At 34.6% G+C, this 13,290-nt stretch carries 20 protein-coding genes, 2 tRNA genes and 1 rRNA gene; 12 read left to right on the top strand and 11 right to left on the bottom strand.

The features are described from left to right. Genes cobI through aroQ form a run of 3 tightly spaced genes read right to left on the bottom strand, consistent with a single transcriptional unit; the run spans position 1 to position 1,824 of the window. Positions 1 to 729: a precorrin-2 C(20)-methyltransferase gene (gene cobI, locus AC6EI0_RS10030; RefSeq protein WP_498522372.1), complete on the bottom strand. Its 729-nt coding sequence runs from the start codon at positions 727 to 729 to the stop codon at positions 1 to 3. Between the two features lie 35 nt (positions 730 to 764). Next, the gene (locus AC6EI0_RS10025; protein ID WP_498522371.1) at positions 765 to 1,379 is read right to left on the bottom strand and encodes a MiaE family protein; all 615 of its coding nucleotides are present in this window, start codon (positions 1,377 to 1,379) and stop codon (positions 765 to 767) included. A gap of 7 nt (positions 1,380 to 1,386) precedes the next feature. After that, positions 1,387 to 1,824 carry a type II 3-dehydroquinate dehydratase gene (gene aroQ / locus AC6EI0_RS10020; protein WP_498522370.1) on the bottom strand — a complete coding sequence of 146 codons (438 nt, stop codon included), beginning with the start codon at positions 1,822 to 1,824 and terminating at the stop codon, positions 1,387 to 1,389. 108 nt (positions 1,825 to 1,932) lie between these two features. On the opposite strand from aroQ, the gene AC6EI0_RS10015 reads away from it, so the two are divergent. The 4 genes from AC6EI0_RS10015 (at position 1,933) to AC6EI0_RS10000 (ending at position 3,184) form a co-directional block, all read left to right on the top strand. Beyond that, positions 1,933 to 2,014: transfer RNA gene (locus AC6EI0_RS10015), tRNA-Tyr, on the top strand. An 11-nt stretch (positions 2,015 to 2,025) separates the two neighbouring features. Continuing rightward, a tRNA-Thr gene (locus AC6EI0_RS10010) sits at positions 2,026 to 2,097 on the top strand. 142 nt (positions 2,098 to 2,239) lie between these two features. Beyond that, positions 2,240 to 2,482 (top strand): hypothetical protein, encoded by a 243-nt coding sequence (locus AC6EI0_RS10005; protein ID WP_498522369.1) that lies wholly within the window; start codon positions 2,240 to 2,242, stop codon positions 2,480 to 2,482. A 594-nt stretch (positions 2,483 to 3,076) separates the two neighbouring features. Beyond that, positions 3,077 to 3,184 carry a high light inducible protein gene (locus tag AC6EI0_RS10000; RefSeq protein WP_011125327.1) on the top strand — a complete coding sequence of 36 codons (108 nt, stop codon included), beginning with the start codon at positions 3,077 to 3,079 and terminating at the stop codon, positions 3,182 to 3,184. 293 nt (positions 3,185 to 3,477) lie between these two features. Here AC6EI0_RS10000 and AC6EI0_RS09995 read toward each other — a convergent pair whose 3' ends face one another. From AC6EI0_RS09995 to AC6EI0_RS09980, 4 genes are read right to left on the bottom strand one after another with little or no spacing between them, the layout of a single operon-like run. Beyond that, positions 3,478 to 3,603, bottom strand: coding sequence for a high light inducible protein (locus AC6EI0_RS09995; protein WP_498522368.1), 126 nt, complete (start codon positions 3,601 to 3,603; stop codon positions 3,478 to 3,480). Further along, positions 3,603 to 3,749 carry a high light inducible protein gene (locus tag AC6EI0_RS09990; RefSeq protein WP_498522367.1) on the bottom strand — a complete coding sequence of 49 codons (147 nt, stop codon included), beginning with the start codon at positions 3,747 to 3,749 and terminating at the stop codon, positions 3,603 to 3,605. The genes AC6EI0_RS09995 and AC6EI0_RS09990 overlap by 1 nt, the downstream gene beginning before the upstream one ends. Beyond that, complete coding sequence (locus AC6EI0_RS09985) at positions 3,749 to 3,868, bottom strand: high light inducible protein (protein ID WP_011294968.1); 120 nt, start codon at positions 3,866 to 3,868, stop codon at positions 3,749 to 3,751. The genes AC6EI0_RS09990 and AC6EI0_RS09985 overlap by 1 nt, the downstream gene beginning before the upstream one ends. A gap of 20 nt (positions 3,869 to 3,888) precedes the next feature. Further along, positions 3,889 to 4,095: a CAB/ELIP/HLIP family chlorophyll-binding protein gene (locus AC6EI0_RS09980; RefSeq protein ID WP_498522366.1), complete on the bottom strand. Its 207-nt coding sequence runs from the start codon at positions 4,093 to 4,095 to the stop codon at positions 3,889 to 3,891. Positions 4,096 to 4,332: 237 nt separating this feature from the next. On the opposite strand from AC6EI0_RS09980, the gene AC6EI0_RS09975 reads away from it, so the two are divergent. From AC6EI0_RS09975 to AC6EI0_RS09960, 4 genes are all read left to right on the top strand, one after another. Beyond that, positions 4,333 to 4,482 (top strand): hypothetical protein, encoded by a 150-nt coding sequence (locus tag AC6EI0_RS09975; protein ID WP_498522365.1) that lies wholly within the window; start codon positions 4,333 to 4,335, stop codon positions 4,480 to 4,482. A gap of 6 nt (positions 4,483 to 4,488) precedes the next feature. Continuing rightward, complete coding sequence (locus tag AC6EI0_RS09970; protein WP_498522364.1) at positions 4,489 to 4,653, top strand: hypothetical protein; 165 nt, start codon at positions 4,489 to 4,491, stop codon at positions 4,651 to 4,653. Between the two features lie 396 nt (positions 4,654 to 5,049). Further along, the gene (locus tag AC6EI0_RS09965; protein ID WP_498522363.1) at positions 5,050 to 5,349 is read left to right on the top strand and encodes a hypothetical protein; all 300 of its coding nucleotides are present in this window, start codon (positions 5,050 to 5,052) and stop codon (positions 5,347 to 5,349) included. Between the two features lie 1,533 nt (positions 5,350 to 6,882). Further along, entirely contained in the window at positions 6,883 to 7,044 is a 162-nt protein-coding gene (locus tag AC6EI0_RS09960) for a DUF4278 domain-containing protein (protein ID WP_498522362.1), read from the top strand. Positions 7,045 to 7,103: 59 nt separating this feature from the next. Here AC6EI0_RS09960 and AC6EI0_RS09955 read toward each other — a convergent pair whose 3' ends face one another. Together AC6EI0_RS09955 and AC6EI0_RS09950 are read right to left on the bottom strand one after the other, a co-directional pair. Next, positions 7,104 to 7,853: a TVP38/TMEM64 family protein gene (locus AC6EI0_RS09955; protein ID WP_498522361.1), complete on the bottom strand. Its 750-nt coding sequence runs from the start codon at positions 7,851 to 7,853 to the stop codon at positions 7,104 to 7,106. Positions 7,854 to 7,931: 78 nt separating this feature from the next. Then, positions 7,932 to 8,267, bottom strand: a complete 336-nt coding sequence (locus tag AC6EI0_RS09950; RefSeq protein WP_498522360.1) for a hypothetical protein — start codon at positions 8,265 to 8,267, stop codon at positions 7,932 to 7,934. A 196-nt stretch (positions 8,268 to 8,463) separates the two neighbouring features. On the opposite strand from AC6EI0_RS09950, the gene AC6EI0_RS09945 reads away from it, so the two are divergent. Continuing rightward, a complete protein-coding gene (locus AC6EI0_RS09945) occupies positions 8,464 to 9,843 on the top strand; it encodes an aldehyde dehydrogenase family protein (RefSeq protein ID WP_498522359.1) in 1,380 nt (459 codons plus the stop codon). 43 nt (positions 9,844 to 9,886) lie between these two features. Then, complete coding sequence (locus AC6EI0_RS09940) at positions 9,887 to 10,747, top strand: LysM peptidoglycan-binding domain-containing protein (protein ID WP_498522358.1); 861 nt, start codon at positions 9,887 to 9,889, stop codon at positions 10,745 to 10,747. A gap of 1 nt (position 10,748) precedes the next feature. Here AC6EI0_RS09940 and AC6EI0_RS09935 read toward each other — a convergent pair whose 3' ends face one another. After that, positions 10,749 to 11,798, bottom strand: a complete 1,050-nt coding sequence (locus AC6EI0_RS09935; RefSeq protein ID WP_498522357.1) for a hypothetical protein — start codon at positions 11,796 to 11,798, stop codon at positions 10,749 to 10,751. 203 nt (positions 11,799 to 12,001) lie between these two features. On the opposite strand from AC6EI0_RS09935, the gene AC6EI0_RS09930 reads away from it, so the two are divergent. Then, positions 12,002 to 12,220 carry a photosystem I reaction center subunit IV gene (locus tag AC6EI0_RS09930; protein ID WP_269609645.1) on the top strand — a complete coding sequence of 73 codons (219 nt, stop codon included), beginning with the start codon at positions 12,002 to 12,004 and terminating at the stop codon, positions 12,218 to 12,220. A 14-nt stretch (positions 12,221 to 12,234) separates the two neighbouring features. Next, complete coding sequence (locus AC6EI0_RS09925; protein ID WP_498522356.1) at positions 12,235 to 13,083, top strand: DNA-formamidopyrimidine glycosylase; 849 nt, start codon at positions 12,235 to 12,237, stop codon at positions 13,081 to 13,083. A 49-nt stretch (positions 13,084 to 13,132) separates the two neighbouring features. Here AC6EI0_RS09925 and rrf read toward each other — a convergent pair. Continuing rightward, positions 13,133 to 13,249, bottom strand: a 5S ribosomal RNA gene (rrf, locus tag AC6EI0_RS09920). Positions 13,250 to 13,290: the final 41 nt, after the last annotated feature.

Raw genomic sequence — 13,290 nt, 5'->3', positions numbered from 1 at the left:
TCAGGGCATAATCAAAGGCCAACTTTGTCGAATCAATAGCATTGAAAAATATGGCCTAGCACCTATTGAAAGATCAGATGCTCTAATAATTTGTTGATCTGAGAATCCTATTCGTTCTGCGAATACAGATCTTTCTATTAGATCGAGTTCTTCAAGCAAAGGTTTGACCCATTCCCATTTTTTCCCAAGCTTGAGCAACACAACCACCCTTTTCATCAAAGCTGCATCAGAAAGAATAACCTTTAGCTCGTTATGCGAGTCCGGGACAGGCGCTACGAGTAACTGTTCGTCTTGAAAAGCAAGTGGTAATTTACTTTTCGCAGCAGCAGCCGAAAAAGATGTAACACCTGGAATTAATTTAACGAGACAATCTGGATGATATTTTTCTATCACCTTTGAAAGATAAGAGCCTGTTGAAAAAAGCGAAACATCTCCTTGAGCGAGGAAAACGACTCTTTCACCCTTGTCAACCATCCTTATTAATTTATTCCCGGCAACTCTCCATGCATTTTTTAATATGCTCTGATCATTAACCATAGGAAAATATAAAGGAATTTTTTTTTGATCTTTGCTTATCCATTTTGAAGCAATTTTTTCCGCAAGACTTTCTCCTCCTTTACTAGAGACAGGATAAGAAACAACTGTTGAATGTCGAATAGCATCAACCGCTGCCAGAGTCAATAAAGAGGGATCTCCTGGGCCTACACCCGCAATAGTTAAAACTTTCATTTAATTGGGGGGACTTCTATCTACTTAAAAAATAATTAACTATGCATTCTTGGCTCATGATGCGTTTTAACTAAAGCATCTGATTCAACCTTAGCTAATTCTTTCAACCTCAAGTTAATAGTATTCCTCTCAAAACGTTCATCTGCCAACTTCCAATAAATCCCAAAATGCCTGGCTTCGCTCTTTAGTAAGTCGGCGTATAGATTGCTAAGTTCAATATCAGGAGAATGTATAGACAACAATTTCATTCTTTCATGACTCCTTGCCTCGATAAGACCCGCCACCAGAAAGCTATCCAACATTCGCAAAGGTTCATCTTTGCGAATGTTTTTTGCCAAAATCGCAGCATATGGAGGAGATTCTAATTTTTGAAGTTTTTTCCCTCGCGCATTCAAAATTGATAAAACCCTCTCAAAATGTTCAAGTTCCTCTCTTGCTAATGGGCTTAGAACCTCTGAAAGACCAGGTTCACTTACATAACGAAACATGAGTTGAAGAGCCACGCCAGCCGCCTTTCGCTCACAATGTGCATGATCCAAAAGTATTTCCAATGGATTAGCAATTGCAAGATTTATCCAATCTTCATTAGTTTTATTTATTAGACAGCGAATATTTGATTGCCCAACGACTTGGGATTTTGAATTATCCATAGGCTCCTCAGACTCTCTTTAAGTAAGAAACTATTCCTTTCAACGCAAGTTGATAACTATTTACTCCAAAGCCACAAACTAAACCCAATGCTTTATCTGAAAGAAATGATTTGTGGCGAAATTCTTCCCTAGCATAAATGTTACTTAGATGTATCTCCACATAGGGAATAGCAACTCCTAATAAAGCATCCCTTAAAGCTATGGAAGTGTGTGTATAAGCTCCTGCGTTAATCAATATTCCGTCAACAGAACCAGCGCTGTTTTGAATGCAATCAATCATCTCGCCTTCTGAATTACTCTGAAAAAATTTAAGCTCTGCGTCAAGCTCGCTTGCTAACGTTAATAATTCATCTTGAATATCTACTAGCGTTTGCGTGCCATATATGGTGGGCTCCCTTTTCCCAACAAGATTCAAATTCGGTCCATTAATAATTAAAAGATCCATATTCCTGCCAAATTAAACATCTTGTACGATCGTATCGATTCCAACCTAATTGGACCAACAAATCCAAGAAAAGTGGAACCGTTTACTGTTAATCTTATTAAGTGGATCGGGTCGGTGCCCGAGTGGTTAATGGGGGCGGACTGTAAATCCGCTGGCTACGCCTACGTTGGTTCAAATCCAACCCGGCCCATCTTTCCACAAGCCCTTGTAGCTCAGCGGTAGAGCACTCCCTTGGTAAGGGAGAGGTCTCGGGTTCAAGTCCCGACGAGGGCACTGCCCTCAACCGCAGTCAGGGCAAGCAATCTAAGGCACTAAAGATTGCAAATCTTTGAAAGTGGACGTCCAGTTTTGGGTCCACTTTTGTTGTTTTTAGACCATTTTTGCTTGATGCATCTGAGCTGATACGACTCAAAAAATGTCAACCATTCGTAGAAGCGGGAGTGGGTGGCAATCACTCATTCGAAAGAAGCAATATCTGGGGCCAAGATCTAAAACTTTCACCTCCCAAGAAGCTGCAAAATTGTGGGCAAATGCTGTTGAAGGGTCTCTCAAAAAGCCAGAACAATTAGACCAACCACCACCTCAAATCCTTAAAGAAGCTATCTATTTATTTATTGAAGAGCCTCTTCAAGAGAACCGCAGTGGTCATAAAGAGTAATATCCATTAAGAGCAATGACGAAAGGGGACGAGATTTTGCTCGCCCCTTTAAGTTCAGCACCTTTGTATCCATTTGAACAATCCATTTCCTGTGCTAACTCTTCGCGGACCTGTGACAACTCAAGCCCTAGAACTCCATTCCATTTCTAATCAAACTTGATTAATAGAACATAAGAGTAAACACCTGTTTATTTCCCAAATGGGTCAGAAACAGAAAAAATTCCCAACCAGGAAATCCTACGACCAACAACACAACCAATACAATTACTAAGTAATGGAATTTTTGAAAGAGGCAGTTTCCGCATAAAAGTCAATATTACTTACTTAAAGGAGAAGACACTTGCAATGAATTCATAATAGAAAACGATGCTCTAAAGCAAACAAGAGGGAGAGAGTCCACAGTTTTTCAGTACACAGCCAGAACCCTTGCAAAAAACTTTTGAACCTGTTTTTGTTCAGCGCGATTTGAGCACCTTGATAAATAAATAAGTTTTTCTAATAGCATTTATCAAAATTCATAATTTAATCGCCTAAGCAAAAACCCACAGTTTAAGGAATTTTTCTTTATATTTTTTTTATATTTATATTTTTGCCATGACTCCTGAAGCAGAAAAGTTTAACGGTTGGGCAGCAATGCTTGGTTTCGTTGCAGCCTTTGGCGCTTACGCAACAACTGGTCAAATCATTCCTGGCATTTTTTGAATGGAACTCAACCCATTTAAGCCTTATCAACAATTTTTTCAAAATTTATTGAAAAGATCTAATAAAAGTTTTTAACGGTCTGGTTAAGAACTTTTTTTTTGTTTTTTCTTGGTGCAACTATAATGAATTGAATACGTCTACTGACATATAGCCATATACTTAATATGGTGTACAAGATTTTTATGGTCTGTATGCATAAATTTCATACTTAGTTTTTAGAGAATAGGCGAATAAAAAAGCCCCTACTGTAATGACAGAGAAGAGGCCTTTCTGATCAGATATTTAAACTAGAATCAAACAATTCCTGGAACTATCCAACCTGTTATTCCGTAGTTAATGACTGCTGCAAAGAGGCCCATCATCGCTAGACGGCCATTCATCTGCTCTGCTGTTTTCCAGTAGCTAGTTTCCTTATTCATTAAACAACACCTGGGATGATTTGACCGGTTGTTAGGTAAGCGCCGACAAGGGCTAGGCAACCAATAGATGCAGCTAGTCCATTGAGTCTTTCTGCAATAACTTTGCCTTCCTCGACTCTTGGAGTTTCAGTGGTTGGGTTTTTCATTAAACGACACCTGGAATGAGTTGACCGGTTGTTAGGTAGATACCTGTTAGTAGAACGAATGCCATCATGGCTGGTCTGCCGATGCTTCTTTCTAGAATTGTTTTGTTAGATGGTTGCATTGTTATTGGTAGTTATTGATTTAGAAAATTCCAGGAATGATTTGACCTGTAGTGAAGTAAGCACCTAAAAGACTGATCATTCCGATCATTGCCCAACGGCCATTTGTCTTTTCTGCTTCTTCTGGGTAGCTGGTGTAGTCCTCTACAAGCTGAGGCTGTGTTTCACGAGCAAAGATGTTTTGCTTGCCGTACTCAGTGATTACCTGAGATGAGGTTGAACTTGTCATTACTGGAATTGAGTTGATGTGAACAAATGTAAAGTATGAATTTTTCAAATGAAAGATACGGTCGGGTACGGCTTCTTCTAAAAGTCAATAGAAATAAGTCTAAAAACCCAACGGTAGCAACTAGTTAGAGAGATATTTTTTCAATGATTAGATCTATTGATGACTCTAATAAGTACAAATAGCCCGAACTGGTTAGCCCTACTTCAACCGTCCTGCAGCACTTGGGACCTCTTTTTTATGTTAGCCACGTTGATCCAACCCAAAAAACTTTTAGTCATGCTTGCATTCAACAAAATCACTGCTGCAAAACTAATTGTTCTCTGGAATCTTCCTGCACTTCTTTTCTTAGCTGGTGCTTTTGAAGTTGGTACTACCGTATTTGCTTAACTAACAATGACATCATCTGATAACAGCCCTAAGAATTGGTCCGAGTGGAACAACACAAAGCACTTCACTGACTATTCAAAAGACTCAGGAACGGGAAAGTTTGTACGTTTTACTATTGCTACCTTGCTCTTTGTTCCAGTTGGCTTCCTTGCCTACATGACTACTATCTAACCGTAGATATTAAAAATCAATTCATACTATTACCACTGGCTAATGTCAGTCCTTTTTAGTTAACATTGTTTTACCGAGAAACTAAATTAATTAAACAATATTTTTTATTATGTCTTTAATCAAAATTAATTGTGAAAGCCAATAAATTTCTATAGGAAATATATCAAGCATAAAGTTATCTTTTAAATAGAAATATGCCTTTTCTATTTAATTTAAAAGTTGATAGTTTAATAATCCTGCTTATTAAATAAAAAATATTTCAACTTCTATTATTAAATAAGAAAAATTTATCTAACTCAATAGAATTACTAATTACCGTTAACAAGATTTGGGTGAGTTTACCCATCATAAACATCTCCTTAGCAAGCTAGATTAAACATAAAGAAACATCTCTTCATGCGATCTGTCCCTAATGATATAAAGATGCTAATCAGCAAGTACAGTAATATGAACATTGAGGAATTAAATGCATATATTAAAAATTGGGAAGTTAAGAGTGATTGTGCAAATCAACTCAAAATCCTTGAAATCGCAAAAAACGAATTAGATCTTAAATACAGAGAGAGAGAAGAACAAATAAAACTCCTTACTAAATCTCTCACCTCTTCATCACGAGCGGGAAGATGGATTTCTTGTATTAGATTAATTCTCAAACAGTTTTTATATTTTAGATTTAGAAGCCATCGTAGTGATTAGTAAATAAGAGAAAAGATCGGTAAAATTCAAAATATAATTGCTACAAATTTCCGAGTATTTATTAATTCTGCATTGCAAGATCAATAGCACCTTTTGATCTTGCAATGCAGAATTTTTCAAGTAAGGTCTTTTTTTTAGAAAAAAAATTCGTAACTATAAATCATTATTCACGTAATATTTCCATACTACCTTTATGCCAAGTAATTGCTTTTGTGTTTAAATCCTAGGATGGAGTCTTGGAAGAGGCCTCAAATGGTCTTTTCCCCAGAGGGCAATTACTTCCATTTAAATTAGAGCACTCATAAAAACAATATTCCCAAGAATTTCTTCTAAACTCTAGTTTTGATAAATTAAAAAAGAAGCAAGATTTCAATTGACCTCTTTGTGCTTAGCACATAAAAATCCAACTGAACTTTCCACCTTTGACTTTCTAACTTCGACTTACTGGGGCGAGAGTGCTAGAACTCTTAATTCATTCCTAACAAATTTACATTACACAAACATCAGAGAAAACAACTGTTTAAGCAATGTCAAAATATCTTTGTGATTTCTCAAAATCAATTTGAGAAGGGAAAATTATTATTTTTACCTCACTATTTATTTCCAAGCTGTAAGTAAGCAGGCATGGCATCATCACGAAGGACTTAAAAGGTGGAATCAAAGAAAACACAAAAAAACCGCCAGTTATAACATGGCGGTTTTTTTGAAGATCAGTCGCAAGTGTTTCCTTGTTTCCACTGCGGAGGATCTCAACTCCTCACGAATTTAATTTAATAGAAATAAAACCAGGGGAAACCCTTTGCAGGCGAGTTTAAAAATTGGCACATGCATTCAGTCACTAAAAAAGCATCCTGCTCACTGAGTGGATGCTTTTTTGGCACAGAACTATGTGTGAGGAGTTGTTCTGTTAATACCTTTCTAAACCATATTGCACTAAATTGCTGAGAACAGAAATATTCTCTTAAACATATTTGAATTCTAAGTGAGGACTTATTTACACCACTTCACTTCTTTATTGACAAAATTTCGCCCTATTTCCTCAAACTTAATATAAATCAAAGTTACACGAGAAAAAAATTAATCAGCAGATAGCCTGACCGAGTCTTTAAGAAATTTATGTTGTTGAATTGCTTCTGATGGTTCTATTCAAGCAAAAAGGCAGCAGAATTTTCATATCACAAGCACTTAGTGCTTATTAAAAGGAATCTATTTAATCCATTTTAGCAAGACAACTCTTCAGACCTAATCGATCTGATACTCTTTCATCTTTATTCCTGTGGTTTTCTTTCCTTTTGATTTCCTTAGAGAAACCTCCTCCTCTAGTGCATAATTACATTCAAGTAAAATATTTTGTAAAGCAAAAATGATTTTTTATGTCTATGGATAAGTTACTAAAGCACAAAAGATATAAAAAATTACTTACCACTCAAAGACAGTAAGCTTTATGTAACAAGCTGAACACCAAGAAGAGAATCTTTCGTTTAAAATTATTTTTGTATTAATTACTACAAAAAACGTTCACCTCGTCGATTGATGAGCCGCAGTTTGACTCAAGCCAAGGAACGGGGACTTGAGCATATTTCGGAGCAAGAAATGTCTTTAACTTACAGAGGCCTTAAGTACAACCAGCAAAAGTCAGTCGCTGAAAAGCAGCATGTACAACTTACTTATCGTGGTAAATCTTACCAAAGCTAGCCACGATTAATTCATTTACAAAAGCCCTTAAATTTAAGGGCTTTTGTAAAACAATAAAGTCACTTAATAATCTTGGATCTTTTATTCAAATATATATTTATCATAGCCAAGGTAAAAATCATAAGAAAGGATATTATAAATAGCAAAAGATAGTTTCCTGAAATCATATTTATTTCACCATTCAATATTTTTTGTAAGAAATTTTTTAAACCTATATCCTTAATTTTTCTTGCAGCAAAACCACTAGCAACAAAAGGAGAATCTGAAATTATTATACTAAAAATAAGGGCAGGCATAAACCTCTTCCAAGTTATTTTTGTTAGTCCTATTGCATAACAAACGAAGTCAAAGAACCCAGACATTAAAAGCGCAGTCATCAGAAAATAATTATTTTCAAGATAATATTGACTAATACTTTCCACTCGTTTCATTTGCTTTGAGCCAAGCAACTTACCAATAAAGTTCCTCCCTAATTTTCTAGACAATAAAAATGATATCGAACATGATACAAAATCAGCAAAAAATATAATAACTAACCCTTGGGTAAAGCCAAACTGAAAACCTGCAGCAACTGAAAATATTGTTCCAGGCAAAACAGGTATAACAATACTTATGGATCTTAATAAAAATAACAAGAATATTAATATTAAACTGGAAAAACTATTTGTATTTAAACTACTAACAATATCATAAAATAAATCACTAATAATATTAACATCAAAATGAACAAGAGTAATGCTTAAAGTAATAACAAAAAAAATTAGTATTCCATACCTAAAATATTTACTACTTATTGACTTATTATCCATAAAATATTTTCTCAAACAAAATCTAAATTTATCTTCAAATTATAGTATGGAATTTTTAAAAAATTTCTATAAAAATTACTAATTCTGCTCAAACTTTAGGCTGCAAAGCGTATTAGCCTCTCTTAGAGGCATTTCTCCAGAGTTCCATTTCTCATATACACATGTATAAAAAGGTTCATTTATGCTAGTTAAATCATTTTTTTGATCTATTAATTCTCGGAGATATTTAGCTTTCGCCCGAAGATAATCTTTCTTATATGACCAGTACATTACTTCGGCAACACCTATAAAAGCCAAAGAGAATGCAAAAATAACTAATAAATGATAAATCAATCTTTCATTACTAAGGATTAACATTTTATTGTCAACATCATACAAAAGTAACTCGTAGATAATACTCAAAGTTCTTGCCATTCTCTTTTAATAAAAATACTGATTAGCACCTTTCATAGATTTCCTTACTAATCCAATTAATTATCAAAAAACCGTATCTAGCAATTAGAAACAAAAATGTCAAACACCTCAAAAAGTACTTAGGGACTATCTTCATACGACATAACTCTCAATTAATGATTTATTTTGTTAGAAGAAATAAAATCTTCAAATCTCAATGTCATCAAAAAATTTCTTACTTAATCAGTTACAAGAAATAGTTTTGTCTGGCATGACAAGACGTGAGAGTTGGCGGAGGAAACAGCTTCACGTCTTGTCAAATTTATTAGAAAATCATCAACAGCAAATATTAAATGCTTTACATCAGGATTTAGGGAAACCTCCTACAGAAGGTTTCTTTGAAATTATTGCTGTCAAACAAGAAATAAAATTGGCACAAAAAAATTTATCCAGCTGGATGAAGGCGAAAAAAATAAATGTCCCTATATCTTTACGGCCTGCTCAAGCACTTGTTCAGCCAGATCCCTTAGGCTGCATTCTGATAATTGGTCCATGGAATTATCCTTTTTCTCTTACCCTTCAGCCGCTAGTGGGAGCATTGGCAGCTGGAAATACTGCAGTTTTAAAGCCCTCAGAACATGCACCTAATGTCTCAAATCTAATAAAAAATCTCATAGAAAAGTATTTTCCGCCTGAGATCGCTCAAGTTGTTGAAGGTGATGGAAGTACTGCTGCTGATTTAATAACTCAAAAATTTGATCATATCTTTTTTACAGGTGGAGAAAATATAGGGAAAAAAGTAATGGAAGCGGCTTCAAAAAATCTTACTCCAGTAACTTTAGAGCTTGGAGGGAAAAGCCCAGCCGTTGTTATTAATGGTGCAAATCTTGAAGTAACTGCAAAGAGGATCATATGGGGGAAAAGTCTAAATGCCGGTCAAACATGTATTGCACCAGATCATTTACTAGTTGAGCATAAGCTGGTTGATTCTTTAGTTTCTAATTTAAAAAATTCGATCAATGATTTTTATGGAACTACTCCTCTAGATTCACAACATCTGGGGAGAATAATCAATAAGAACCATTTTGATAGGCTTAATAACTTACTAAAAGAAGCTAAAAAGAATGGCCAGATAATATATGGAGGAGATAGCAATGAAATAGATAGAAGGATTAGCCCTACTCTTATCAAAATCGAGAATCGAAATGATCCACTAATGAAGGAAGAACTTTTTGGACCATTGCTACCTATTTTGCCTATTAAAAATCTCGACGAGGTCATTAAAGAGTTCAAGTTTTTGCCTAAACCCCTTGCTCTTTATCTTTTTGGAGGGGGTGGCAACGAGCAAGGGAAAATACTTGAAATGACTTCTTCTGGAGGTGTTTGCTTTAATGATGTCGTTTTACAAGCAGGAATACCAGAACTGCCATTCGGAGGTGTCGGCTCAAGTGGAATAGGGAAATACCACGGCAAAGCAGGTTTTGATAACTTTACTCATTACAAATCAGTCCTAAAAAGACCTTTTTGGCTAGATCTTAATTTCAGGTATCCTCCCTATAAGCTCGATTTATCTTTACTAAATAAGTTAATAGGTTAAAATTAGTTTAAATCTATGAGCTGTATTATTAATTGCGATAGAAATGATCACAAAGATAAAAACAACTATTAATCTATTTTATCTTAATAGTATTGTTTTATTCTTATCAATATTTGCCATACATGTTAACGCAGAAACAAAAATTATTGCTAAAAGTGACGACACACTCTTAAAGATATCTAGTCGATATGGAGTATCGTTGAAAGAGCTAATGTATAAAAATAATTTCAATAATGCAACCCAAATAATTGCAGGTAAAGAGATAGTGATACCTATAAATAATAATGATAAAGATATAAAAGTTGAGAACCTTTTTCATGAAGTTGTTGAAGGAGATACTCTTTATAAAATCGCAAGAGAATATAATGCAAATTTAAAAGATCTTATTTCTATTAATAATTTAGGAAATAATTCTTTCCTCGAACTAGGTCAAATCATCATACTACCGAAGGGATCAAACTATAGAGAAGTAATTACTGATAAAAGTATCAAATTAGCAAGTAAAAAGGTTTTTTACCATCAAACTTCAAAATCAGAGGATCTTTCATTAATTGCGAAAATACACCAAGTCCCAATAGAAGAAATTAATATTTTGAATAACTTGAAAAACACTTCAAAAGTCAATCCTAATACAAAATTAAAACTAAGAAAAAATAAATCTTCTAAATGGCTAAAATATGGCTCATTAATCATCAATTGGGCAGACTGGACATATCTTGATGGTAATTATATTGCTTTAGCAAAAACAAAAAATAATAAATCTTTTTACTTAGCTCTTAACTGCAAAAAGAGAACATTAAATAATACATTAAATAATTCTTACTGGACAAGCTGGTATTTTCCTGAGACCGATTTTGAATTTAAATTAATCAATGATTTTTGTACTCAGGATTTTAGAATGTAAATTATTTATTCATATCAAAAGAAGGTGGATCCAATCTTTCAGTATCTTCCTCAACAAGTTGCAATCTCAACCTTTTCCCCCCAGAAAGTTCTCCAAGAGAAACTCTTATAGTTGAACCAGTCAGAGTTTGAAGGGTATCTAAAAGCTCTCTTAAATAAGGAGTGCTACTGCCAGACTCGACCCATAATCTCTCTTGCAAACCCTCTAATCTTTTCCAAGCAGAGTAAAACTTCAAGATAGAACTCTCTATAGTTTTTGCCTGTCCAAAAGCATCTGCAAGCAATCCTAATGAATCCAACCTGAGCGCTTCTTGAGTGGCTTTATCTAAATTTAAATCCTTATTTTGAAAAGCTCTTAAAGCTAGAGAAGCATCTAAAGACTTGCCGATCCATTTAGCAGTATTCGTCATGTCTTTGACCGAATCAATTTCAGGATTTTCTCGTAAAGTTTCACATATTTCTTCTTGCTGAATAGGCGATAACTTAGATAATTCTCTTACCAATGGAGCAACGAACTTGGCTGGTAATAGATTTGATTGTGTTTTTTCTCTAATTTCAACAGGCAAAAGAGAACTGGTTGCGGCCATAAATTCGTCAGTAAGACTCTTTACTTGTCTTCTTGTTATATCCTTTCCTTCATTGGCAGCTTCAGAAACCATATATTGAATCTCAGGCGCAGCTTGCGCAGTTTCAATAAAAGCTCTTTTAGAAAAATTATTTACACTTGATTCTTCAAGAATTCCTTCACCCACAAGATTATCTGAGGAATCCGCTAATTGGATAAGGGAATATGCTTTGCTTTTACTAATTTCCATCTCTCTTAACCACTGCAAAAAACCTGTACCTCTTCCATCGCCGCCTCTCTTTTCTCTATCTCTAACAACACGTAAAATCCTTCCTCGCCAAATTTCAGTTTGCAAATCGAATTGTTCGCATATAGACCATGCATTTTCTAATTTCTCAATGAAGTCAATATTACTTAAATCATCTTGATCAGGATCAGGCAAATCAAACGTTATGGAAGATGGGTCTAAAGATGGTTGTGATATCACAAAAAATAAAATCGTTATAAGGTTAATATTTCAAAGCTAATTGAAAATTCGTCCGAAAATCAATATGAACTATTTTTATCTGAAAGTAAAAATCTTTAATAGAGATCTACTTTTCAGGATAGCAGCGACAGTCTGTGACACATCTACAAATATTTCCAATTTTGATAGATAATAATAATATAAACTCAATTCAGGGAAGTCAGATGAGCTTTGCAAGAAAAGATAAGGTGCGCATTTTGCGTCAAGAATCATACTGGTTCAATCAAATTGGAGAAATTGTCTCTATCGACAAATCTCCAGCGATGAGATATCCAGTGACTGTCAAATTCGAAAAATGTGATTTCAAAGCTTTTAGCGGTGTTGATGGCGGGGCTAACACCAGCCAATTTTCAGTAAAAGAGTTAGAAGCTGCTGCAAGTTAGCAGTATTATTACTTTTGCCAGAATTACCTGAAGTTGAGACAGTTAGGAAGGGACTTGAGAAACATCTAAAAAATTTTTATATTCAAAGAATAGAAGTATTAAAAGAACGTTCAATTGCAAGTATTGGAGGATCTAAGAATTTTATTGATAATATCAAAAGTAGCTACTTAGGTAATTGGGAAAGAAGAGGAAAATATTTAATAGGATCTTTACAATCACAAAATAAAATAAGTAAAGGTTATTTAGTTGTTCACCTTAGAATGACAGGCCAATTTATATTACTTGAAAAACATATAAGCCCTTGTGCTCATACCAGAGTTAGGTTTTTAGAAAAGAACGGCAAAGAACTTCGGTTTATAGATATCAGAAATTTCGGACAGATGTGGTACGTGCCGTCGTCAAAATCGGTATCAGAAATTGTTTCTGGAATTAAAAAATTAGGCCCAGAGCCATTTAGTGAAGCTTTTAATAGTAGTTATTTAGAAAAATATTTGAAGAAAAGAACTCGTTCAATTAAATCTTCATTGTTAGATCAACAGACGGTCGCTGGTGTTGGGAATATATATGCAGATGAGGCATTATTTGATGCATGTATTAATCCAAAAACTGAAAGTAGAAATTTAAAAAGCCCTGAATTAAAAAGGCTTTGTAAGAGTCTTGTCAAAATTTTAAATATAAGTATTGGAGAAGGAGGAACAACTTTTAGTGATTTCCGAGATTTAGAAGGAACAAATGGAAAATATGGTGGACAAGCCTTGGTATACAGAAGAGGTGGTAAAAGTTGTAAAAAATGTGGAGAAAAAATAGTGAGAGAGAAACTCTGTGGCAGGAGCACACACTGGTGTCCTAATTGCCAAAAATAATTAAGCATCAAAAAAGGGTTCTTATATGAACCCTTTTTTTAATAATTTTACCTGGCATTGAGCTATTTTCTCAGGGGGCTACCCCCCAAATATCGTCGCCGCTGATGCGTTTCACAACCGAGTTCGAGATGGATCGGAGTGGTTCCACATCGCCATGAACACCAGGATAGTTTTGTTTATGAACCCTGAAAACTGCATAGATATTAT

The organism is Prochlorococcus sp. G5PB11, from assembly GCF_059772425.1.
This window is presented reverse-complemented; position numbering and strand designations above follow the sequence as displayed.

Excerpts from the sequence above, each read along its gene's own strand:
- aroQ (WP_498522370.1), bottom strand. The coding sequence starts at position 1,824 with ATGGATCTTTTAATTATTAATGGACCGAATTTGAATCTTGTTGGGAAA.
- AC6EI0_RS09950 (WP_498522360.1), bottom strand. The coding sequence starts at position 8,267 with ATGGCAAGAACTTTGAGTATTATCTACGAGTTACTTTTGTATGATGTT.
- AC6EI0_RS09995 (WP_498522368.1), bottom strand. The coding sequence starts at position 3,603 with ATGAATAAGGAAACTAGCTACTGGAAAACAGCAGAGCAGATGAATGGC.
- AC6EI0_RS09955 (WP_498522361.1), bottom strand. The coding sequence starts at position 7,853 with ATGGATAATAAGTCAATAAGTAGTAAATATTTTAGGTATGGAATACTA.
- cobI (WP_498522372.1), bottom strand. The coding sequence starts at position 729 with ATGAAAGTTTTAACTATTGCGGGTGTAGGCCCAGGAGATCCCTCTTTA.
- AC6EI0_RS09990 (WP_498522367.1), bottom strand. The coding sequence starts at position 3,749 with ATGAAAAACCCAACCACTGAAACTCCAAGAGTCGAGGAAGGCAAAGTT.
- AC6EI0_RS09975 (WP_498522365.1), top strand. The coding sequence starts at position 4,333 with ATGTTAGCCACGTTGATCCAACCCAAAAAACTTTTAGTCATGCTTGCA.
- AC6EI0_RS09980 (WP_498522366.1), bottom strand. The coding sequence starts at position 4,095 with ATGACAAGTTCAACCTCATCTCAGGTAATCACTGAGTACGGCAAGCAA.
- AC6EI0_RS10025 (WP_498522371.1), bottom strand. The coding sequence starts at position 1,379 with ATGGATAATTCAAAATCCCAAGTCGTTGGGCAATCAAATATTCGCTGT.
- AC6EI0_RS09985 (WP_011294968.1), bottom strand. The coding sequence starts at position 3,868 with ATGCAACCATCTAACAAAACAATTCTAGAAAGAAGCATCGGCAGACCA.
- AC6EI0_RS10000 (WP_011125327.1), top strand. The coding sequence starts at position 3,077 with ATGACTCCTGAAGCAGAAAAGTTTAACGGTTGGGCAGCAATGCTTGGT.
- AC6EI0_RS09960 (WP_498522362.1), top strand. The coding sequence starts at position 6,883 with ATGAGCCGCAGTTTGACTCAAGCCAAGGAACGGGGACTTGAGCATATT.
- AC6EI0_RS09940 (WP_498522358.1), top strand. The coding sequence starts at position 9,887 with ATGATCACAAAGATAAAAACAACTATTAATCTATTTTATCTTAATAGT.
- AC6EI0_RS09970 (WP_498522364.1), top strand. The coding sequence starts at position 4,489 with ATGACATCATCTGATAACAGCCCTAAGAATTGGTCCGAGTGGAACAAC.
- AC6EI0_RS10005 (WP_498522369.1), top strand. The coding sequence starts at position 2,240 with ATGTCAACCATTCGTAGAAGCGGGAGTGGGTGGCAATCACTCATTCGA.
- AC6EI0_RS09965 (WP_498522363.1), top strand. The coding sequence starts at position 5,050 with ATGCGATCTGTCCCTAATGATATAAAGATGCTAATCAGCAAGTACAGT.
- AC6EI0_RS09930 (WP_269609645.1), top strand. The coding sequence starts at position 12,002 with ATGAGCTTTGCAAGAAAAGATAAGGTGCGCATTTTGCGTCAAGAATCA.
- AC6EI0_RS09945 (WP_498522359.1), top strand. The coding sequence starts at position 8,464 with ATGTCATCAAAAAATTTCTTACTTAATCAGTTACAAGAAATAGTTTTG.